Raw genomic sequence first — 21,917 nt, forward strand, 5'->3', positions numbered from 1 at the left:
GCCCTCGGGGGTGTAGCGCAAGATTCCTGGGTGCTGATCCTGGTCCGCTTCATCACCGGCGCTACCGCCGGGTTCATGACCCCCGCAGGGTTCAGCCTCTTGACCTCCACGTTTCCCGAGGGACCGCTCCGCAACAAAGCCCTCGCGATCTACGGGGCCATCGGCGCATCCGGATTCCTCCTCGGTGTGGTCCTGGGCGGTGTCCTGACGTCGTTGGACTGGCGGTTGGTGTTCTTCGCACCGGCCGCGCTCGGACTGGGATTCTTGGTTGCCGGATGGACATTCATCTCACGCGATCCATCGAGACCCGAGTCGGCAACAAGTGAACGTGGACAGTTCGATCTCGCCGGCGGGCTGACGCTGACCGCGGCGATGGTCAGCGTGGTTTTCGGAATCGTCACGGTCGGGGAAGATGCGTCGAACCCCCTGGGTCCGATCGCGTTCGGAGTGGCATCGATATTCGCCGGCGTCTTCGCCGTCATCGAACGCCGCGCGTCCGATCCGTTGATCCCGGCCGGAGTGGTGACTACGGGCCTGCTGCCGTGGGCGAGTTCGATCGGCTTGTTGTTCATCGGCGCATTCTTCGCCTGGCAGTTCGTGCTGACGCTGTACCTGCAGGAACTCCTTGGTTGGACACCTTTGCAGACGGGCTTGGCGTTCTCGGCAATGGGAATCGAATTGCTCATCGCCCCGTTCTTGACACCAAGGTTGGTCGAACGATTCGGCAACGTCGCTGTGATGGTGACAGGGCTCGGCGCTGTCGCGGTCGGATTCGCGCTCACGCTTCGCTTGGATGCGAATTCAGGATTCTTCGACCTTCTGCCGTCGCTCCTGCTGTTGGGTGTGGCGTTCGCGTTCATCTACGGTCCGCTGACAGCTGCAGCGGTGGAAGGAGTGGACGAGAGCGAACACGGCGTTGCCGGCGGAATCGTCTACACGGGCTTTCAGTTCGGTGCTGCTCTGGGAGTGTCCACTGTGACGATCGTTCTCGTCGGAGTCGATCCTGGCCTAGCTCAACTCGAGGACTACCAACGGGCTCTCATCGTTCCCTCTGCGGCCGCCGGGCTCGCCCTCCTAATCGGGCTGTTGCTGTCGGTTCGTCAACGGACGCGTTCGACCCGGGTCGCAGACTGATGGCCCGGCTCGTGCCCTATCGCCAACTCGCGGACGACGCCGCGACGATAATCGGTAGCACCGTCTATGCCACGATGACCACCGTCGACAAGCTCGGCCGCCCCAGGTCGCGGGTCCTCATCGCGGTGTGGGAACTCGACCGGGCGGATCCGGTCGGTTGGCTGGCAACACACAAGACACCGGTGAAAGCGGCGCACCTCGCACGAAATCCGCATGTGTCGACCTCCTACTGGACTCCCCGGCAGAACGTCGTCACCATCGACAGCGTCGCGGCGTGGGTCGACGATGCCGAGACCGCCGACCACGTCTGGAACCTGTATAGGTCGGGATCTCCGCGCGGAAACGGGTACGACCCGGGCCAGTACTGGATGGGCCCGAGTGACCCGAAGTTCCACGTTCTGCGCTTGGATCCCTGGCGCATCCAAGTGCTCACCGCGAGTGAGCTGGCCGGTGGCCTCCCGTACCGGCAAGCCCGCCTAGAGAAGCCCTCGACCGCGAAGACTTGACCCTCCTAGGCAGAGGGTTCGGCGTCGCAGGATCCGGCCTTCCCGCGAAGGTCGGCGTCTGGTCAGTGGCATTCACAGCATTGAAGGGGGATCTCGACGTAACGGATCGAACACATCAATAGTGAGCCATCGGCGGTCCCGGTGTCCCTCACTCGAGGGAATCGCCGACCTGAAACTGCCCGCTACGCAACAGATCAGGAGTCAGTGCCAAGCCAGTGTGGTTGACGATCATCGCCAAGTAGACCTCCAACGTGTGGTACCCGCCGTCGGGCATCGGGTCGTCGCTGTCGGGGTCGGCACCGACTGCACGCATGCGATCGCGCCAGGGACTGTCGGGGGCATCGAAGCCAGGCCCGTCCTTCAGTGCTGCATCGAACATCGCCGTTCGCACGCCATCGACCCACTGGGCAAAATTGCTGTGACCAACTTGAGTGGCAAAAGTGAGGACCTCGCCACCGACCGACAATGGTGCCATTACGTCATCGGACAATCCTGCCACGGACGGTGCGATCGCCAGAACCCAATCGCCGACCTGCGCCACACCGACGACCTCGACATCGGCGTTGACACCTTCCAAACCGGTCACGGTGCCCGTCGTCGATGTGGTCATTGCATCGAGTACCGCGTCCGCCTCGTCATGACGGACAAACGTGAACGACACACCCGTATGCACCCATTCGTATTCGTTGGGGATCCAGGTGAACTCTTCCCACGTCGCAGTCATAGCCCAATCCTCATACACCCGGACCTCGCAGCTTTCATTGATGCGCCGGCACCCTGGACCGTGACTACGGAACGGGCAGACCCACCGGCTCAGACCAGAATCATTTCGGGATTGCCCCGGCTGTGAGCGGGTGAGCTATACGGCCAGTCCCGATACGCGGGGTTCCGGTAAGCGTCTGCATTTGTTGTGCCGCAACATTCTCGGTGATGACGAGGTGTGCCCTGCACAACCTCGAATCGGTGTCACGGAGCAGGTGCGCGCCGGTCGCCCGCCGGGTTCAGGCTATTCAGCTTGCGATCGAATCTCCCCGGATCAGGCTGTGCACATGCATGTTATGCCAGCCGTCTGCGTGACGTGCTGACATACGACGAGTGCCTTCGACTTGAAATCCGGCTTTACCTGCGACGCGGCACGAAGCGACATTGTCGACCGAATGTTCGAGCTCGAGGCGATTGAACGTCATGTCATCGAAAGCCCATCGCGACAACGCTATTACCGAGTTGGAGCACACTCCGTGCCCACGTGCCGGAACGGTCATCCAGTACACCAGCTCGGCTGTTCCGTCGTACAGATCGATACCTTTCAACCCGATTCGCCCGAGTAGAAGGTCCGAAGATGGATCGACCACAGCCCAATGGGCTCCGGATTCTTTGTGCCACTCGGACTGCCACCCTTCGATCCATCCTGCTGCTTCCTCCACGGAATCTGGGCGCCGGACGTGCCATCGTTGAATGAGTGGGTCCTTGAAAGCTTCCACCACCGCTGCCGCATCGCCACCATTCCACGGCCGCAGCAAAATTGACCGTGACACCTCGATGACGGGTTGCTCAGCGTCGACGAAAGATCCCTCGGGAATCGTGGGTTCGATCAGAATGGGCACGAGTCCATTCTTACAGGTCGGACTTCGATACGACCAGTCTCGATATGCAGGGTTACCGATAAACCTCTGCATATGCTGTGCCGCTTCAATTTTCGCGCCTCACGAAGCGTGAGCTGTCAACCCGCTACTGCAGCAACGTCGGGTGCGGTCCCCGGAGCCGTCGCCGATCTTCGTCTTCGACGTCCGTGGCCCATATTTCCAACAGATAGGTTTCTTCCGTGGCGGGTTCGTGGTCCTCACGAAGGACTTCCATCGTCAGCTTTCGGTTGCGCTCGTAGGCGCGCACTCGATAGAACCCAGGCCCTTTCGCTGTGACGGACGATGGGAACACGCCCGAGCCGTCGGCGGAGAAGGGGTAATACTCGCCCGACGCAGGCATCGTGTATCCGCTGAGGGCGCGGAATCCGATCTCCTCCAGAGTGTCCCAGGTGCCCGGTGCGAGCGCGGATGGTTCGTCGTCGAGCACGCGGATCGTGAGGTCGACTTTGCCCCGTATCGCACCGGTCGAGACAGTCACGACCCCTGGCGCAGCGGTGAGCAGGTCGAAACCGTTGGGCGGGTCCGGGGGCGGGAGATAGTCGTCGACATCTTCCGCCCCCGGTTCCACGTCGGGATACGCTGGATCGGACGCGGGGTCGTCTACCAGGCAGATCGACCTGTACACGGTTGTGACCGTTCCGCGCATTTGGAGCATCTTTTGGTTCCGTCCCCGTCAGAAGCTTGCTATCAGGTGTCTGGTCCTTCGAGCTGTAGAAAGCGTTCGAGGTCGATCGACATGCTCGCGGCGGTGTTCAGTTACCTAGTCCCCGTGAGAGGTCAAACCTTCCCCTGGGGCTGCCTCTTCAGTGTCGGTTGCGAGAAGCCCGTCGTCGACCGTGTTGGAATCGGGCAGAGAGTCTTCGATCAGCTCACGGGCCGATGTTGGTTCATCGCCGTCGATGGTTGGTTCTTCTAGGCCGGTGTCGTAGTCGTCGGTTGGGTGGTTTCGATCGTTCACGGTGGTGGTCTCCAAGTCGGTTCGTGTGTCTGACGTATCCAAGTCACAAGTCATCGTCCATGCTCCTGCCGCCCCGTCGGCAGAAAGCGCTGTGTCTCGGTTGTCAGACCGATGATGTGTTCTGCGTGTTCTTCGCCCCAATCACCGAGCGCCCGTAGCGCATCGTTGAGGCTTTGTCCCAGATCGGTCAGCGAGTACTCGACTCGAGGCGGTACCTCTGCGAACACTTCACGGTGAACGATGCCGTGCGACTCGAGTTCTCGGAGCTGCTGAGTCAAGACTTTTTCGCTCACGCCACCGATCGATCGGCGCAGTTCGCCGTGGCGCTTCGCACCATCGTGGAGCTGCCACAAAATCAACGGCTTCCATTTCCCGCCGACCACAGAGACGGCCGCATCCAGGCCGCATGAGTATTTGGTCCCCGCGAAAGCTGCTGCCATGGCGCAATACTGCCATTGAGGTGGCTACCGCACTTCAAAGTGGGTACTTGTGGGCGAGGTTGCAACCACCGACTCTGATGGTATGAAAATTTCCGTCCTCGGACTCGGACACATGGGCACCGCGATCGCCACTCACCTGATCGGCGAGGGCCACCAGGTGACCGTCTGGAACCGCACACCCTCACGGGCAACGCCATTTATCGGCCGCGCGATTCTCGCGGCCGACCCGGCAGAAGCCGTTGCCAGTGCGGACCTTGTCATCGTCTCGACCCTCGACAACAGTGCAGCGCGAGACATTCTTGTCTCGGCAAGCGCGGCAGTCCTCGGATCGCTGGTAGTCAACCTCAGCTCGGATACCCCCGCCAGTGCTCGAGCTTTGTGCCGGTGGGGCCATGAGCACGGGGTTCGCTACTTGGCCGGGGTGATGGTGACGCCGTCGACGATCGTGGGTCAGAGTGGATCAAGCATGCTCGTCGCGGGAGATGAAGCTGATCTCGACGCGGCGCTGCCGGTGTTGGCCGCCATTGCCCCCGACGTGGCTGTGCTGGGTAGTCGACATGAGCTTCCTGCGTCGTTCGACACGGCACTGTTGGGCGTGTTCTGGACGACCCTCGCGGCCTGGGCGCATGGCACTGCAATGGCGAAGGCTCACGGAATCGACGGCCGGTCGATCGCGGCGCAGATGGCAGCAATGGTGCGCTTGGCTGCGGACGTCGGCCCTGGTTTCGCGCGCGACGCCGATAGTGGAACGTATCCAGCGGAGACGTCGACCATCATGTCCGCTGTAACGACGATGCAGCACGTGATCGCCGCATCGATGGACGCCGGCGTGGACCCGTCGCTCCCCGCGGCCGTGACAGCGCTTTTCGAACATGCGGCGAGCGGACATGAAGCGGAATCACCTTCTCGAGTGACCGAGGCAATGTGACTTGGTGCAGAGTGGATGTCGCAGCACATCAAGCTATCAATACGACCAGTCTTGATATGCAGCGTTACCGGTAGTGGCTCAAAAGCCCTGTTGCGCATAGTAAGTCGAGTACACTTAACGCGCTGTTTTCGGTGCGACCCCGCTCTGACTGAAAACTGCAACACGTTCCGGCCGAGTCGTGTCGGTGGCAAGTCCGCGCGGCGCGCCACTGGCGGGAAAAAAATTGGTTGTTGCATGGAACTTGGTGATCCGGAAACACCTGGTGTAGCCCAGAAATGCTCGTATCCTGACGCTACGTGTATCCATGCATTTCGTTAGCGCGGGAGTCTAACCATCATGGCCGATGACGAAAAGAAGAAGACCTCACTCGAATCAGCTACCGCGCTGGCGGAGAGCATCACGAAATTCCTCGCGGCCACCAAAAGCGCGGAAAACGAATCGACTTCAGAGGCACCGCCAACCGAGGCCGCCGACGCCGCCGCGTGGGTCCGCAAAAAGTACGACTCCATGATCAAGTGGATGCTCGGCGTCTTCGCCAGCATCGGGTTGCTCATCTTCGGCTCGGTCCCGTTCTTGGGTGTGGCAGGAAACACCCTTCAGTGCTGGTCATATGTGGGTCTGGCCGTGGCAGGTGTCGGCCTCACCGTCATAATCTACGCCGCGACAGCAGGGTACGAACCACAAGACGCGAGCCTCGGCGAGCTGCAAAATACTTTTAAAACTCTGAAATGCGGTCGCACTGCTGCGCCAAATACTGACGGGAAGATGGAGTGTGATTGTGAGAAGCCCGACGAATTAGAGGGTCGAGGATGGTCTTCGATTCGTACGTGGCTGGCGCACAGAGACTCAAGGTACAAGGCCAGCGCAGCGCTCAAAAAAACTTTGGAATGTTCAACGGAGGCGTTTGCTCATTTAGGTCCGAAGGTGAAGACGGTCGGTGGATTGATTCGAGTAATCGGCACACTCGAAACCGAATTGATGAGATGCGAAATCGGCGATGCAGGTCTCGGCATCGTGGACCGAGCCGAAACCGATCCGCCCGTCACTGCGGCCGAACTCGTAAAAGATCAGAGTAAGGTCTTCCGAGATTCCGCGGAGGCCTACATTCGCGAGAGGAACGAGCAGCTGATCGCGGAAGTGAAAGCGATCAGCGACGTTCGATCGGCAACACCTGCGCTGCCGGGCGATGTGCTCGGGGCCTTGAACACTCAGATGGAGAAGCGAGCTGCTCTGCTCGTACCGGATGATGCGCTGGCTCTAGCCGACGGTGGAGAGGCGGCGGGACGGCGGGCAGCGTTGAGCTTCGCGCTCGATCGTTACCTCGATCATCGGGCACTTGTACTTCAGGAGTCTGCGGTCGCGCAGCTCAGGGGCAACTTTCGCAGATCCCGGACGTTATTGGTTGTTGGCGCACTCATCACAACGGCCGGCGGGGTGCTCTATGCCGGATCGTTAACCCAGGCTGCCGGCGCTGCCGACGCACCCGCAACGGGTACGTCCTATCCGGTCGTACAACTCACCGTGCCTAGGGGAACTGACAGCTGGGACAAGCTGGGCGATTGCCGGTTCCTTGAGACGACACCTCTTGAGTCGGTATCTGCATTCGAGTTGTCCGACACCAAGTTCGTCTTGGATGGACCGGGCTGCGCGGGCGAGGCGGTGGAATTGAAGGTCGGAGAATTCACTGCAGTTCCGTCGTGACGTCGAGTCGTTAGACACCGACCGCTCCCGAGGAGTCGAAGAGTGTAAGAGACTGGGAATTACGCTGGGAGGGTTGCGACCAACGGTTCGATAAGGACACGGAGAATCATTACCGATAGCGCCCGGTAAAGTTGGAAAGCGTTGTCCGGCAGCTGTGTTCGTACTGATCCACGTACTGGACAGAACGGCGCGTCATCATGCTTGGTCGGCCGACGGAGTTATGTGTGCGATTCCTTTCCATCCCCAATAGATTCGGTGTTTTGCGATGCGGGCACCATCGAGTTCCATGACTTCGACGAGATCGAGTTGGTCACCATCGGGTGTCTGCCGGGGGTACTCCCAGATGAGGCGGTGTCCGTCGAACGCGTAGGTGCCGGCGCGGTGCAGCGACGGCAATTTTTTCTCTTCGGGACGGCGACGGGTCGTTTCTGCGAGGAATTCGTCCAGTGCGATCCTGCCCTCGATTATACCCAAGGTCTGGTCGAGAAGTACTGGCACCAAGGGGCTTTCGAGTGTCGCGTCATCGGTGTAGAGCAGCCCGAGGGCGGGTGCGTTGCGTTCGCTGATGCGTCTGTGCCACTCACGGAAGACGTAGGCGGCTTGTTCTTCGGTTGCGGGCACGTCGGGTTCCTATTCTGTAGAGCGGATGGTCAGAGGTTCGCAAGTCCGAGTCGTACTTCCAGTGCGCGGTGTCCTCGAGGGGTCAGTGAAATGGCGCGTTCGCGGGGTTTGCGGGTGATCCATTCTGCGTCGACGAACGTTCTGCAGATTTCGGCTCCGAGGGTGCCCGCGATGTGGTGGCGTTGTTCGGTCCAGTCGACGCAGGCTCGCAGCAGTGGGCGTCGGGATCGTGACTTCCGTACGGAATCGATGTCGACGCCGATGGTGGCGAGAACATCTTTGGCCTGTGGTCCGAGTTCGTAGGGGCAGTCGTCGCCGGTGCCGGCGGACAGGGGGTCGGTCTCGGCTCGGGCTGCATCTGCCCGGCCGTCGGTGCGGACTAGGGCCTTCGAGTCGAGGAGCGCCTCGGTGATGGTGACACCGAGTTTCCCGGCGATGTGGTCGTAGCAGGTTCTGCCTTGCCGGATGGCGTTTGCGCGGGTGCCTTGCCGCAGGCTGGTGATCTCGTACGGTTCGGCGATCAACGCCAGGGATTCCAAGGCGGCGGCGATCTCGGGTCCGGCGAGTGTGTAGTAGCGGTGTCGGCCGGTAGCGGCGACGCGCAGCAGGTTGCCGGTGACGAGTTTTTTTGAGGTGTCCGGATGCGGACTGAGCGCTGATACCGGCTTCGGTCGCCAGGACGCTCGCGGGCAATGCCCGACCGTCGGCAAGTGCCATCAAGATTCGTCCGCGGGCCGGGTCGGCGATCAGCGCGGCCACAGACGCGACGTCGGCGTCTCCGTAGCGGCTCGTATCGGCGGTGCGAGTATCGGAATTGCTCATGTGTCCAGTCTGCGCCGTTATCGGTTCATCGTTCGGTGAAGTAATGCTGTGCAGCCTTATTCAACGATCGAACGCGAGTCGACCCGGGTGACGGAGTGTAGTCACCGCGCTCCATCGACGTGCCACCTGGGCGGCCGTTGCTGTTGCTGGCTGTTGATTCGCTCGACCAGGTCGGCCCAGCCGGGGTTGAGTACGCGCGCCTCGTCCAGGGAGATGTCACCGCAGTCCCACCGTGTGAGCCGCATGTTGTAGCGCGTCCATATGGGGTCGACGCCCATGCAGATCATGGCGAGCATCGCACGGCGCAACTGGGACGGGTCTGTGGGCAGTGACTTGGTGTGATCCAGCTCGGCGATATGGTGCGGCGAACACGGTGTTACAGCCGAAATCATTGCGGCCAAACGCTTCTGTGAGAGAAACGGACCGCCACTACGTTTGCGCGTGTCTCGACGCATCATCTCGAAATAGTCGCCCCACGTGATAGTTGGGACGATCCCAGGCGACCGCCGGACTCGCGTCGTCGATGACGCGTCGTATCCTTCGGCCATAGCTTCGGCATCGGCATCGGCATCGGCAGCAGCGAAGAACGCCTGGGTCTCGGCCCACTCCTTCTCCTCGTGGGCATAGATCCCAGGTTGCAAGGCCAGCTCATTGCTCAACTCGATCGGCGCCGCGATCGGGGCCTCGAAATGCGCCAGAGCCATCGCCAGCTCGTCGGCGGCGACCCCCACTACGTAACCAGTAATCGCAGCTAGGGCGCGAGCAAAGTGGGGGCCGTGAGCGAGATGCTTACGATGTCTGCTCGACCCACCGGTGCCAGCGACGACAAACACTGGCGCAGCGCAATGGGCCACCTCGTGAAGCAAGACCCGTTTCCGCAACATCGAGGGATGCATCGAGATCTCCCACCGCTTCGGCGTGGGATAGCCCAGGGCGTGCGCATACGACGCGATTAGTCCGAGGTCCTGGTCATCCCAACCGCCATCAACGACAGTGATTGGTGGTGTCGCGGCGAACTGCTCCACCCACCAATCGCTGGTCACCAGCTCGTCGACGACGAGCTGGCACGCCTCGATGCTGTCAAGCGGCTCGTCGTAGCCCACAGACTCCTCAGCCGAATACACACGCCAGTCGGACAACCCCTGCTCAAATGGCACAACGCCAGGTTAACGCCGGACGGTCCTCCCCGCTCCGAGACCGCAGAACTTGCATACTTCTGACCTTCACGCTGGTCCGTCCCAACCCGCACGAGTTCTCAGTTTCTGTCCGCAGGGCAGGAGCTCGCATCTTCCTGGGGTCGCCCAGCGTTCATCGGGCCACGCTGCCGCTCAAGGTCGCGCGGAGCTATACGGCCAGTCTTGATATGCAGGGTTACCGGTAAGTGTCTGCATATGCTGTGCCGCAACAACTTTCGCGGCCTGAACTCAGTGGTATCGCCACGTATCGATCTTCATCGCTCCTGTGTCGGGGTCGACCTGAATGTAAGAGGCGTGCGTGAGGTCGATTCGGAGTTGAGCAGCATCGGGATAGTCCTGGTCGATGCGCCCGACGTATATCTCCGCTCTGCCGGAGATTTTCGCATCGACTGGCATCTCCTCCGCTCCCGCAGGAGCGAGTGTTGCTGCGTGTAGTGCAACGCGGGGGTCTCGCCGGATGTCAGCGAGTTTTCTTGATCCGTATAGCATCCCGAACTGGATTTCACCATCGAGAAAAGCGATTTCGATGCCACTGACACGTGGTGCACCGTCCGCATGGAGGGTGGCCAGCACATGGTCGCGCCCCTGCTCGAATCGCGACCGTATCAGGTCTGCCAGTCCTGGTCGCTCGCGCTCGAAGTCAGCCCAAGTCGCCATGTGGTTGTCTCCTATGTTCGTCGTTGCGATGCCGGTTGGAGTCTCGATCGCCCTCTACTATCGGTGCCTACGTTTGAGGTCTTCGCTCAGGGCGACACCGCAACTGGGCAAAAGCCAACGCTTTACGACCCTCGAACCGCACCACATGGTACGAAATATGCCAGAATCGGACAATGACGGCATGATGGCCCGAAGCTGGGGAGGTCTGGAAGCTGCGTTACGCAGTGAGCTTCTTATCGGCGAAGCGTAGAACGCCATCGCGCACGATCATCAGGGTCGGCCCCTCGGTCGTTGCTCACGGGTCTGGACCCCATGGCTGACGAGGCTCGGCGACGGTTCCGCCAACCAAGGCTGGCCAGTGGCGCTCTGTTATGGCACCGACGAGGTACGAAGCGGATGGAGGCGACCGTTGTCCCAGTACCCCGAGTTACTGCACACTGTCATCGACACGACCGATCCTCGCGCACTTGCCGAGTTCTACCGGCAACTCCTGGGATTGAGATACCGAGCAGGCGACGAGCCATCCGAAACCTCCGAATCCTGGCCGGGATGGTTGGTGCTCGTGGATGCGACCGACGTCCGAAAATTGGCATTCCAGCGCGTCGACACGTCGACGAGAACTACGTGGCCCGCGCACGACATCCCGATGCAGATGCACCTCGACTTCACCGTGCCCAACGTCGTGGAACTGCAACGACAGCGACAACGGGCCGAGTCACTCGCTGCGCAGGTGATGTTCGATCGTACCGACGACGCGGAGGAGCCGCTCTACGTCTTCGCCGATCCATCAGGTCACCCGTTCTGCATCTTCGTCGCGTGAATTCTCGGTCGCCGACAACATTCGGGGCAGAGGAGATGCGCTCGGCCGATCGATCATCACCAGTCCCAGAGTTTCTCCGAACCAAGGGCAAATCAGTCGACATTGCACGAAGCTCAAAAGCGTTCCGTGCGCCACCGGTGCGCATTCATCAAAACAGGGAGGCCGATGTTCACGCAGTTCGAAGCCTGGAATACGACCATCGGCGACATCAGAATGCATGGTCGGTCGGCCCGGATCGAGTCCTGCAGCGCGACGATGGCCTCGTTGATTTCGTGCTTTGCTGCATCGATGAAGCGGTCAACGTATGCCAGCACCGGTGGTCCGTTGTCTGGATCTGGAGACCTCCCATGCGGTCTCACGCCAGGGCCGATGCAATACGACCACTTTTGATATGCAGGGTTACCGGTAAGCCTCTGCATGTACTGTGTAGCAACATGTTTCACCACCCGCTGCGGCTGGCGTGCCTATCGGACAGAGTTGTCCGAGGTCCAGCCTTCGCCCCGGGTCTGATTCCTCTTCGGAGTCGCTCGCAAGGGATACGTCGTCGACGGTGTGGATGTCCGTATGCCTTGCGCGTCACCCCGATGCCGCTGTAGAGATCGTGTTCGACGCCTACCAACGCACTACTGGCCAGTGGCCGTTCTGGATGACGTAACAAGCCCCGACTGCGTCGTTGCACACCGGGTCACTTCTACGCATTCGCTGCGTCGGGCGGGGACGTTGTGAGGCAGTTGGCTCCGAACAGGGCTTTGAGATCGCCGAATAGGGCTGGTGTCTTGTGTACCCGAAACATCGGATCGGTTGCCCACCGTGTCGTCGTCGCGCCGGTCAGAGCGATGTGGACGTCGGTGCTCCCAGGATGGCGTTGCAGAGTTTCACGGAGGGCTTCGATGTTCTGTCGTGTACAGGAGTGCACCGCGAGGGTGAGGGTCATCGGGGAGAGCGATGGGTCGGCACTCCCCAGCTCAGGCACGCAGATGTCGACTGCGACGACTGACGTTCTACCTTCGCGAGTACTGACGTTTGCGGTAACAAGCAAGACGGAATCCTCGGTTAGCGCATGTTGTAAGCCGGCGTAAGTCGTCGAGAACACCAGTATCTCGGTGGCAGCGTCGAGATCAGCGATCTCGACGATGGCCCACGGCTCACCTTTCTTGTTCACACGACGGTCGACAGCTGCGACGATGCCACCAATCTTGATCCTCTGGCCGTGACGCACCTTTCCTGCATGCACAGCCGCGATGGAAGTGTCCGTCATCGATCTGAGCGAAGTGGCGATGCCGTCGAGGGGGTGACCGGACACGTAGAGTCCCAGCATCTCTCGTTCGAGTGCAAGCTTGTGCTTGGATTCCCACTCCTCGTCCGGCACCCGAACGTTGAACACTGCTGAGATGGACTCGTCGGCATCCTCGCCGCCGAACAGATCGAACTGACCGATCGCCTCTGCTTTCTTGGTGCCCATCACCGCGTCGATCGCGTCGGCGTGGATGAGCATCAATCCCTTGCGGGGATGGTCGAAAGAGTCGAAAGCGCCTGCCTTGATGAGGGATTCGGTGACCTTCTTACTGCAGGCAGTGGCGTCGATCTTGTTGAGGTAGTCCGAGAAGTCGGCGTACTTGCTCTTCTGCTCGCGTGCCCTGATGATCGACGCCACCACGTTGGTTCCTACGTTGCGCACCGCACCGAGGCCGAAGCGGATGTCTTTGCCCACCGAGGCGAAGTCGATGCGGGAGGCGTTGACGTCGGGAGGCAGCACGACGATGCCTCTGGTGCGGCAGTCCGCTAGGTAGACGGCGATTTTGTCCTTGTCATCGCCGACCGAGGTGAGTAGGCCCGCCATGTACTCGGCCGGGTAGTTGGCTTTCAGGTAGGCGGTCCAGTACATGACCAGGCTGTAGCCGGCGGCATGTGATTTGTTGTAGGCGTAGCCTGCGAACGGTAGAACGGCCTCCCACAAGGCGGTGACAGCATCGTCGCTGTATCCGTTGCTGCGCATGCCGTTTCGGAAGTTCTCGAACTCGGCGGCGAGCACTTCGGGCTTCTTCTTACCCATCGCTCGCCGGAGAAGGTCGGCCTGACCGAGGGTGTAGCCGGCCACCTTCTGCGCGAGCTGCATGATCTGCTCCTGATAGACGATCAGCGCATATGTCTCGCCCAATATTTCGCGGAGTGGTACCTCGAGCTCCGGATGGATCGGGGTTACTGCCTCGCGGCCGTTCTTGCGGTCCGCGTACGCCCAGTGCGCTCCGACCCCCATCGGACCTGGTCGATACAGTGCGTTCGATGCAATGAGGTCGTTGAACTCGGTCGGTGCCATGCGAAGCAGAAGCTCCCGCATACCAGCCGAATCCATCTGGAAGACACCGAGGTTGTCTCCTCTGGCGAGCATCTCGTAGGTAGCCGCGTCGTCCAGTGCAAGGGTGTCGAGGTCGAGGTCGATTCCGCGGTTCGCCTTGATGTTGTCGATGGCGTCGCCGATGACGGTGAGGTTTCGCAGGCCGAGGAAGTCCATCTTCAGCAGGCCGATGGCCTCGCACAACGGGTAGTCCCAGCCTGTGATGATCGCGCCGTCCTGGGCGCGCTTCCACACCGGGATGGCGTCGGTGAGCGGCTCCGAGGACATGATGACCGCGCAGGCGTGCACGCCTGCGTTGCGGATCAGGCCTTCGAGGCCCTTGGCCGTCTTGTAGATCGTCGCGACGTCGGGGTTGGAATCGATGAGCGCACGGACTTCGACGGCCTCCTTGTAGCGCTCGTGCGACGGATCGGTGATGCCCGCTACCGAGATGTCCTTGGCCATGATGGGCGGCGGCAACGCCTTGGTGATCTGATCGGCGATGCCGAAGCCCAGCTGACCGAACTGCACCCTCGCAGAGTCCTTGATGGCCGCCTTGGTCTTGATGGTGCCGAAGGTGATGACCTGAGCAACGCGATCGCTGCCCCACTTCTCGGTGGCATAGCGGACCATTTCACCGCGGCGGCGATCGTCGAAGTCGATATCGATATCGGGCATCGACACGCGCTCGGGGTTGAGGAATCGCTCGAACAGCAGACCGTGTGGCAGTGGATCGATGTTGGTGATGCCCATGGCGTAGGCAACCAGGGATCCGGCGGCGGAGCCTCGTCCGGGCCCGACGCGGATGCCGACGGCTTTCGCATGGTTGATCAGGTCGCCGACCACGAGGAAGTAGGCCGGGAAGCCCATCTCCAGGATGACCTTGATCTCGTACTCGGCCCGCGCGAGGTAGTCCTCGGCCGGGCCGTCGGGGAACCGACGCTCGAGCCCGGTCATGACCTCGTGGCGCAGCCACGTTCCCTGAGTGTGGCCCTCGGGAACCGGGAAGATGGGCATCCGGTCGCGGTGTGCCCACACCTCGTCGTAGGGCTGGACTCGCTCGGCGATGAGTAGCGTGCTGTCGCAGGCACCGGGCACCTGGTCGTCCCACAGTGCGCGCATCTCGGCGGCCGATTTGAGGTAGTAGCCGTCGCCGTCGAACTTGAAGCGCGTGGGATCGCTGAGCGTCTTACCGGTCTGGATGCACAGCAGAGCCTCGTGGTTCTCGGCGGCGTCCTTGGTGACGTAGTGGCAGTCGTTGGTAGCGAGCGGCGGGATGGAGAGCTTCTTGCCGATGTCGAGCAGGCCCTCTCGGACTCGCCGCTCGATGGACAGACCGTGATCCATCAGTTCCAGGAAGAAGTTGTCCGGTCCCCAGATCTCCTGCCACTTGGCCGCAGCTTCGAGCGCCTCACGCTCCTGGCCGAGCCGGAGCCGAGTCTGTACCTCGCCGGACGGGCAGCCGGTGGTGGCGATGATGCCTTCCGCATGCGAGGCAATGATCTCCTCGTCCATGCGCGCCCATTTGCCGAGCTGACCCTCGATCGACGCGAGTGACGACAACTTGAACAGGTTGCGGACGCCGGTGGCGTTCTCGGCGACCATCGTCATGTGCGTGTACGCACCACTACCGGAGACGTCGTCGGACTTCTGGCTCCGATCGCCCCACAGCACGCGCTTCTTGTTGAACCGAGACTCCGGGGCGATGTAGGCCTCGATACCGATGATCGGCTTGATGCCGGCCTTCTTGGCCTCGTTGTAGAACTCGCTGGCTCCGTACATGTTGCCGTGGTCGGTCATCCCGACCGCCGTCATCTCCAACCGCGCCGCCTCGGCGAACATGGCCCCGATCTTGGCGGCACCGTCGAGCATCGAATATTCGGTGTGGTTGTGCAGATGAACGAACGACATCCGACTCATGGTCACCCCGATCGGTGATAGAACGCCTACTGGCTGTTGGGATCACTTCATCCCTGGCAGACATATCACCAGTTAGGGTCACAGGAGTCGAACAATCGACATGCGTGTGAAGACAACTGTTGGATGTAAGGCAGGTGGCGACGTTGGACCTGGATCTGTCCGCGATACGCGCGATGGTCGCTATTGCCGATGAGGGTCAGTTCAGTCTGGCTGCGTCGATGTTGGGTGTAAGTCAGCAGGCGGTGTCCAAGCGAATCGCCAAACTCGAGGGTCAACTTGGCACTCGTCTGTTCGATCGAAAAACCGGCAGCGTGGCGTTGACCGATTACGGTGCCCGCTTTCTGCCGCACGCGCGCACAGTCCTCACATCTGCCGACACTGCAATCGCTGCGGTGCGAGAACTGCAGGTACTCCGTGTCGCGGTGCACGGCGCACAGATCGCCGACGCGAACCTGATGAGGTTCTACCTGGACAGACACCCGGACGCCGAGATCGAACTCATCATGATGGGACCATCGAGAACATCACGAGACGCGTTGGTCGATGGTCGAGTGGATGTTGCATTTGCACGCTATAACTGGAGTGCTCATGATCTTCCGGCCCATCTCAAAGCTGCGCCGGCATACCTCGACGCTCTGCATCTATTGGTCAGCAGTGGCCACCCGCTCGCAGGACGTGACCACATCAACTTCGACGACCTCGACGGACTTACCGCATGGGTACCCGGAGCAGGATTTCACTCTGAAGTGGGCGACTTCTATCGTCAGCTCAGCGACAGCTGCGGCATCACAATCAACTCCGACCGGCACCCCGGCGGCGTGGGTTTCACCAACATTCTCGACCGCATCGCGAACTCCGGCACGTTGGTCACTTTCGGCGGTGACGGAACCACAACGCCGTGGCATCCCAATATTCGTCGAGTACCCATCGTGAACCCGACGCCCGCCTACCCCATGGCTTTGCTGTGGAGGGAAACAACGAGTTCCCATCCTGCACTCAACTCGTTGACTGACTTCGTTGCCGACAGCTACCGCGGCAACGAAACCAGCTCCCTATGGCTGCCAGCGCCAGATCGCGCATTGTTCCGAAAATGAACGCTGCACCTAGCACGTGCGCACTCCACTCAAAAGGCTCGCCGGAAGCCGTCGCACCACAACGCTCCTTAAGAACAGCTATCGCGGCCGTCAAGGCGCGTTACGAACAGAGGCAATGGAACCCCGGGTGCAGAGCAGATGGCGGATTTGCATCCAGCTAGTAATACGACCAGTCTTGATATGCAGGGTTACCAGTACAAGCCGGAAGCGGCTGCTAGACAACGATTTAGAGCGGCGGAGTGAGTCCTGGCGAGTCCGGGTTGATTACGCTTCGGGAATCGGGACGTGGATGCTGAGATAAGTGGACTGGCGCAGCAAGTCGAGTGTGATCGGGATTCCGGTGAGGGCTTCAGCGAGGGCGAACGCTGCTCGATCGTGTGGGAGGTCGAGCCAGCTGTCGTCTCCATTGGCCCAGTCGTCGGGGTCGAGGGCGAAGCCGCCGATGGACTGCATCAGAGGAACCAGCACGTCGGGATGGGTACCACCGCGCCCGCTCGGCTGGAACGGTTCGAAGTCCGTTGCGACCTCGCCATTGACGTACCAGTGAAAGTTCGTGACGCCATGGCCACCCCGGTAGTGACTCACTGCTGTCCGGCCGGCCGAGACCGGCCCCATGACCGGAGGGCTGACGCCGACATAGCCGTTGGGTTCGAACATGACCACACCGTTCTCAACCTCGAGGAGACCAACGCCGCCGGAGGCGTTGAAGATGTCCAGACCGCGGTCTTCGAGGGTCGGGTAGTCGCACTCGCCCACGATCGTGGGTGAGACGGGTAGCAGCTCGACGAGCTCGGCGATGGTGAGTTGCGGCATCAGGGTCAGGCAGTACGCAGAGAACATGTAGCCGTTGGCTTCACTGTCGTCGACCCAATCGAACGCGTGTAGATCCGGCGCGCCTCCCCGCAGGTGGTCGACGATGGACTGTGGGCCGGCGATCTCGGCACTGGGCTCGTGCGCGGATCCGGGTGGGTGCTGTGAGCTCACCGCGACGACGCTACGGCCAACGTCGAGACCTGGGAAGCAGCAACGTCCCGGCGCAGCGTGGCAGACGGACACCGATCGGCGAACGGCTTGGATGCACAGCGAGCCTCAACCAGTCGCCCGACTATGCGGAGGCTACGGCTAGCTGAGCCGGTGACTAGCTTGCATTTATGCAACGACCTGGTCTGGATCCTCAACAAGCACGAGCGTTCATATACGAAACGAACGCCACCCGGAATACCCTCGCTTGCGCACTGCGCCTGCTGTCGACCGATGCCCTGACCGAAAACACCCGTGACCCCATCATGGTGCTCCTGTCTGCGGGCCTCGAGCGTTTACACAAGCTCACGTTGGGAGTGATTGCGATCGATGACACGGGCCACTGGGGTAACAGCAAGTCCCACGGCCACCGGGTGGAGGAAATGCACCATCGCCTGCTGGCCGACATCGACCGTCGCGCGGCGGACCGCCCCCACGTCAAAGCGCTCGTAAAAGCGACGCGCTCGGATCTTGTCTTACCCGCGATAATCAACTGTGCGGACAGCTTCGCCCGGGAAGGTCGTTACTCCTACCTCGACGCCCTCGCAACCACCCAAACCCGCGCTACGAATCCCGAGACCGCCTGGCGGGCTATCGAAGACGCGGCCTCCATGTATCGCGACGCTGCTGAACAACAGATACAGGCCGGACAGGCGCCGTCCGACAACCAGAAGTGGAGTGCTGCCAGAATGACTCGGAACGTGGCGATCACCAGGAGTGTGACCACATTATGGGATCTCGTTGCAGCCGGAGGCGAGGACGGTCTCTACGGCGAACTCGGCCGAATTCTTAGCAGTGAGATCAACCGCCGCAACGTTGGCCGCCAGGTGTAACCTGACGCTTTGCCCGCGCCCACTGGTCCGCAAACTGCGTCATGAACCGATCGTAGCGGCGGAGCAGATCACCCCTGGAGTCATCCTGGGGGCGTTATTCATCCGAGATTTCGAAGCGTTCCCTCAATGTTGCGATGAACTCTTCATATCCGTCCATACCGAATGTGTCCAGGGCCCACATGTAGGTTTCCAGAGCGCGATGCAACGCATCCGTAGGGGACGGACTTGTAGAACCCGGCGAGCGTCTTGACGGCCTCGTATTATTGTAGCGACTCGCGCCTGGACGGTACGCCGGGAACGATCCGTTTCGGGATGGTCGGATCCCACTTCACACGTTCGGCCAGATCGAAGTAGTCCTCGTCGAGTTGGCGCTGCGTAATCGCCCGATCCGCCCACTCGGGAATGGGTTTTCTTGTGCTGTGCAGGTTCTCGAACTAACCGTGATCCTGGGCTGCCTGGATCTGGGTTTCGACCCAAGACTCGAGGGAAACGTTCGCCGAGGGAGACATAGGCGGCTTGTTCTGCGGTTGCGGCTCGTCGAATCTTGTTCTATAGCAGGTGGTCAAAGGTCGACGAGGCCGAGCCGCACTTCCATTGCGCGATGTCCTCGAGGTGTCAATGAAATCGCACGTTCACGGGGTTTTCGGGTGATCCATTCGGCGTCGACGAAGGTCCGGCAGATCTCAGCACCGAGGGACCCTGCGATGTGGTGGCGTTGCTCGGTCCAATCGACGCATGCGCGCAGCAGCGGGCGTCCAGATCGAGACCGCCATGCGGTCTCGATGTCGACATCGATGGCGGCTAGAACATCGTGTGCTCGCGGGCCCAGTTCGTAGGGGCAGTCGTCGCCGGTGCCTGCGGACAATGGGTCGGTGTCGGCTCGCCCTGCGTCTGCCCGGCCGTCGGTGCGGGCCAGGGCCTGGGACTTAAGCAGAGCCTCGGTGATGGCTACACCGAGCTTGCCGGCGATGTGGTCGTAGCAGGTTCGGCCTTGGCGCAGAGCGTTGGCCATGGTGCCTTGGCGTAGGCTGGTGATTTCGTACGGTTCGGCGATCAGTGCCAGGGACTTCAGTGCAGCGGCGATTTCGGGTCCGGCGAGGGCGTAGTAACGGTGTCTACCGGTCGCGGCGACCCGCAGCAGGTTCCCGGTGACGAGCTTCTTGAGGTGACCGGAGGCCGATTGCGCACTGATACAAGCCTCGGTGGCCAGCACGCTGGCGGGCAGTGCACGCCCGTCCGCCAGTGCCATCAGGATTCGTCCGCGGTCCGGATCGGCGATCAGCAGCGCTGCAACGGAGGCGACGTCTGCATCGCCGTACCGGCCGGTGGCCGCGGTGCGGGGACTCGAAGTGCTCATGCCTACAGTCTGCGCCGATGTCAGTTCATCGTCCGGTGAAGCAATTCGCCACCAAGATTTCGGAGTATGTCCACTACTCACCGCATGCCTCGACAGTCCCCCACCCTTCGATACAACACCGACTCGGCCGACTACGGCGGTCGACAGCGCCACATCGTGCTGGCGACGATGTGTGCCGGAGTGTTTCTGGTGCAACTCGACGGCACCATCGTCATTGTCTCCCTCCCCACATCAGGGCATTTTGAACACCGGCTGCCCTGACCTCAGCGGGTAGGTTGTGGCGACGGCATCGAATACATGCGAACAGGCGCAGGAAATCGCGCAGGAGCACGACAGGTAAAAGAATGGCGGAGTTACTGCCTACCCGAGGCGAGAACCTGCCGCCTCAGGCACCCGTAGCCAAGTCCAGATATGACTGCGTCGACGCGAAGTGGTGGGCAAAACGACGTCGACATTGCGCAATTGACCGACCTGACGGCGCGATCCGAGCGGCGATGACGACGCCACCAGTGGCAAATCGACGGCGGAGGACACTTCAATCAACCCACCATTAGCGTTCCCCGATCGGACTGGATTCAAAATGAGGGTATTCCGGGCCTCGTCGCCTTAATCGTGTTCGAGCCGTTTCATCCGAGTGACCCGCAACTCGGATGAAACGGCTCGTCAGACTGCAGTATCACGATGCGCCGGGTGGTGCGGTTCTGGCACGTCGATAAAAGCCGACATGCGTTCTCCCGCAGGGCTCGGAGCTGGCCTTGGGAATCGATTGCCAAGACTGAGTAAATCAGCTCCTGCCGGGGCTGAGCGGAAGCACAGAACGATTTATTAGCTCAAGTACAACGTCTGCATCCTCGTTTACTAGCTTCGCACTCAGGGTGACTGTAGCGTCATTCCGCTCGGGGCGGGGAGTCACGCTCTCGACCAAGAGATGCCCTGACAGTGTGTTGCCTGGCAACACCGGGCGGCGAAAATTGATCTCGAAGCCCCGGCCGATTCCACCTTTGAAACCAGACCAGAATGCTTGCACAGCAAGGCGTTGGTAGATGGCCAGCGTATGAATTCCACTTGCTATGACGCTGCCGAACGGAGACAGTTCGGCAGCGACAGGATCAGCGTGAATGAACAGGGGGTCCCACAGCTTAGCGTATTCAACGATTTCCTCCTGGCTAACCGTGTGCTGGCCAAACTCGATTCGTTGGCCAACGGCTAAATCGTCTGCATACTGAATATTGCTCATTTTTCCCTCTCGACCTAGCGGCGTTCCGGTCGTTCCGGCGATGCCTCACATCATCTTCGACGCGATATTTGGTCACAGTCGATTACTTAGAAAGTAATAGCGGCGTGCCCTGCGTCGCGCTGTCGGCGATCATGTAGCTGCCACGGGTGTTCTCTAGCCATGCTGGTCTCGCAGCGGAGCTAGTAGTGGGCACACAGTCCGACGACCCGTTGTGCACGAAAGCGACGCGCAACTACGCGAAATCCGGCGGACAACCCGAAGTACCGCACCCACTATCGTTGTAAATGAAGTTTCTCAGACCGGCAGTCGTGCATGACGGGAAACGAACGTGCATTACCGTTGCGCGCCTACTGTATTCGGCGTCGGCTGAGTCCTTCGACCGGAAATTTGAAGACCTGTAAAGACCGCCACAATACCCGCTTGAGCCAGTACAAAAGTGATGCCCAAGCCAGTCAACCCACCCCATGCCCCCCAGGCGAAAACGATACTGACAGCAATCCACACAACGTTGAGTACGATGACTTCAAGCACTGCCGTACTTCGGAGTTCAACTGATACCCAGAGGACAACGGCAGCCCACACCAGCAAGCCGATCCCCACCCCGATCGACAAACCTGGGCGAATCCCAAGCGGACCGTCTAGCACGCTCGCTAGCACGAGCAAGAAAATTCCTAACGCACCTGACGCCACGGCGT

General features: G+C 60.9%; 21 protein-coding genes and 1 pseudogene. 8 read left to right on the plus strand and 14 right to left on the minus strand.

Annotated elements, in window-relative coordinates:
• Positions 1-1,134 (plus strand): MFS transporter (locus tag CH293_RS26290; protein ID WP_094721891.1); only part of this gene is annotated, 1,134 nt, incomplete at its 5' end.
• On the plus strand, positions 1,134-1,640 hold the full coding sequence (locus tag CH293_RS26295) for a pyridoxamine 5'-phosphate oxidase family protein (RefSeq protein ID WP_094721892.1): 507 nt from the start codon (positions 1,134-1,136) through the stop codon (positions 1,638-1,640). The genes CH293_RS26290 and CH293_RS26295, both read left to right, overlap by 1 nt.
• Before the next feature lie 148 nt (positions 1,641-1,788).
• Here the strand turns inward: CH293_RS26295 and CH293_RS26300 are convergent, their stop codons facing one another.
• The 5 genes from CH293_RS26300 to CH293_RS26320 all read right to left on the minus strand — a co-directional run bounded on the left by CH293_RS26300 (position 1,789) and on the right by CH293_RS26320 (position 4,681).
• The gene (locus tag CH293_RS26300) at positions 1,789-2,364 is read right to left on the minus strand and encodes a DUF6461 domain-containing protein (RefSeq protein ID WP_094721893.1); all 576 of its coding nucleotides are present in this window, start codon (positions 2,362-2,364) and stop codon (positions 1,789-1,791) included.
• Between the two features lie 286 nt (positions 2,365-2,650).
• Complete coding sequence (locus CH293_RS26305) at positions 2,651-3,244, minus strand: GNAT family N-acetyltransferase (RefSeq protein ID WP_255122991.1); 594 nt, start codon at positions 3,242-3,244, stop codon at positions 2,651-2,653.
• Between the two features lie 124 nt (positions 3,245-3,368).
• The gene (locus CH293_RS26310) at positions 3,369-3,908 is read right to left on the minus strand and encodes a hypothetical protein (protein WP_141217219.1); all 540 of its coding nucleotides are present in this window, start codon (positions 3,906-3,908) and stop codon (positions 3,369-3,371) included.
• Positions 3,909-4,043: 135 nt separating this feature from the next.
• Positions 4,044-4,256 carry a hypothetical protein gene (locus CH293_RS26315; protein ID WP_094721896.1) on the minus strand — a complete coding sequence of 71 codons (213 nt, stop codon included), beginning with the start codon at positions 4,254-4,256 and terminating at the stop codon, positions 4,044-4,046.
• A 35-nt stretch (positions 4,257-4,291) separates the two neighbouring features.
• Positions 4,292-4,681, minus strand: coding sequence for a helix-turn-helix domain-containing protein (locus tag CH293_RS26320; protein ID WP_094721897.1), 390 nt, complete (start codon positions 4,679-4,681; stop codon positions 4,292-4,294).
• A gap of 40 nt (positions 4,682-4,721) precedes the next feature.
• Here CH293_RS26320 and CH293_RS26325 point away from each other — a divergent pair.
• A pseudogene (locus tag CH293_RS26325) lies at positions 4,722-5,609 on the plus strand (NAD(P)-dependent oxidoreductase); the annotation flags it as partial.
• A 336-nt stretch (positions 5,610-5,945) separates the two neighbouring features.
• The gene (locus tag CH293_RS27995; RefSeq protein WP_141217221.1) at positions 5,946-7,310 is read left to right on the plus strand and encodes a hypothetical protein; all 1,365 of its coding nucleotides are present in this window, start codon (positions 5,946-5,948) and stop codon (positions 7,308-7,310) included.
• 195 nt (positions 7,311-7,505) lie between these two features.
• Here the strand turns inward: CH293_RS27995 and CH293_RS26340 are convergent, their stop codons facing one another.
• The 4 genes from CH293_RS26340 to CH293_RS26355 all read right to left on the minus strand — a co-directional run bounded on the left by CH293_RS26340 (position 7,506) and on the right by CH293_RS26355 (position 10,522).
• Positions 7,506-7,931, minus strand: a complete 426-nt coding sequence (locus CH293_RS26340) for a nuclear transport factor 2 family protein (RefSeq protein WP_217900792.1) — start codon at positions 7,929-7,931, stop codon at positions 7,506-7,508.
• A 29-nt stretch (positions 7,932-7,960) separates the two neighbouring features.
• Positions 7,961-8,641, minus strand: a complete 681-nt coding sequence (locus CH293_RS26345) for a transcriptional regulator (RefSeq protein WP_255122992.1) — start codon at positions 8,639-8,641, stop codon at positions 7,961-7,963.
• A gap of 213 nt (positions 8,642-8,854) precedes the next feature.
• Entirely contained in the window at positions 8,855-9,856 is a 1,002-nt protein-coding gene (locus CH293_RS26350) for a SprT family zinc-dependent metalloprotease (RefSeq protein ID WP_141217222.1), read from the minus strand.
• A gap of 321 nt (positions 9,857-10,177) precedes the next feature.
• Entirely contained in the window at positions 10,178-10,522 is a 345-nt protein-coding gene (locus CH293_RS26355) for a pyridoxamine 5'-phosphate oxidase family protein (RefSeq protein ID WP_217900793.1), read from the minus strand.
• Between the two features lie 493 nt (positions 10,523-11,015).
• Between CH293_RS26355 and CH293_RS26365 the strand changes: the two genes are divergently transcribed.
• Positions 11,016-11,426: a VOC family protein gene (locus CH293_RS26365; protein ID WP_094721904.1), complete on the plus strand. Its 411-nt coding sequence runs from the start codon at positions 11,016-11,018 to the stop codon at positions 11,424-11,426.
• Positions 11,427-11,539: 113 nt separating this feature from the next.
• On the opposite strand, the gene CH293_RS26370 is transcribed toward CH293_RS26365, so the two are convergent.
• On the minus strand, positions 11,540-11,740 hold the full coding sequence (locus CH293_RS26370; RefSeq protein ID WP_094721905.1) for a hypothetical protein: 201 nt from the start codon (positions 11,738-11,740) through the stop codon (positions 11,540-11,542).
• Positions 11,741-12,117: 377 nt separating this feature from the next.
• A complete protein-coding gene (gene dnaE / locus CH293_RS26375; RefSeq protein ID WP_176460133.1) occupies positions 12,118-15,681 on the minus strand; it encodes a DNA polymerase III subunit alpha in 3,564 nt (1,187 codons plus the stop codon).
• A gap of 134 nt (positions 15,682-15,815) precedes the next feature.
• Between dnaE and CH293_RS26380 the strand changes: the two genes are divergently transcribed.
• Positions 15,816-16,775, plus strand: coding sequence for a LysR family transcriptional regulator (locus CH293_RS26380; protein ID WP_094721907.1), 960 nt, complete (start codon positions 15,816-15,818; stop codon positions 16,773-16,775).
• A gap of 264 nt (positions 16,776-17,039) precedes the next feature.
• Here the strand turns inward: CH293_RS26380 and CH293_RS26385 are convergent, their stop codons facing one another.
• Entirely contained in the window at positions 17,040-17,759 is a 720-nt protein-coding gene (locus tag CH293_RS26385) for a DUF6461 domain-containing protein (RefSeq protein ID WP_094721908.1), read from the minus strand.
• 167 nt (positions 17,760-17,926) lie between these two features.
• Between CH293_RS26385 and CH293_RS26390 the strand changes: the two genes are divergently transcribed.
• The gene (locus tag CH293_RS26390) at positions 17,927-18,628 is read left to right on the plus strand and encodes a hypothetical protein (RefSeq protein ID WP_141217223.1); all 702 of its coding nucleotides are present in this window, start codon (positions 17,927-17,929) and stop codon (positions 18,626-18,628) included.
• A gap of 562 nt (positions 18,629-19,190) precedes the next feature.
• Here the strand turns inward: CH293_RS26390 and CH293_RS26395 are convergent.
• A complete protein-coding gene (locus tag CH293_RS26395; RefSeq protein ID WP_094721910.1) occupies positions 19,191-19,985 on the minus strand; it encodes a helix-turn-helix transcriptional regulator in 795 nt (264 codons plus the stop codon).
• A gap of 66 nt (positions 19,986-20,051) precedes the next feature.
• Here CH293_RS26395 and CH293_RS28000 point away from each other — a divergent pair, with 66 nt between their 5' ends.
• Positions 20,052-20,246: an MFS transporter gene (locus CH293_RS28000; protein ID WP_141217224.1), complete on the plus strand. Its 195-nt coding sequence runs from the start codon at positions 20,052-20,054 to the stop codon at positions 20,244-20,246.
• 523 nt (positions 20,247-20,769) lie between these two features.
• Here the strand turns inward: CH293_RS28000 and CH293_RS26400 are convergent.
• On the minus strand, positions 20,770-21,222 hold the full coding sequence (locus tag CH293_RS26400; RefSeq protein WP_094721911.1) for a MaoC/PaaZ C-terminal domain-containing protein: 453 nt from the start codon (positions 21,220-21,222) through the stop codon (positions 20,770-20,772).
• Positions 21,223-21,917 lie beyond the last annotated feature (695 nt).

Origin of the sequence: Rhodococcus sp. 14-2470-1b, assembly GCF_002259415.1 — a bacterium.
Lineage (GTDB): Bacteria > Actinomycetota > Actinomycetes > Mycobacteriales > Mycobacteriaceae > Rhodococcoides.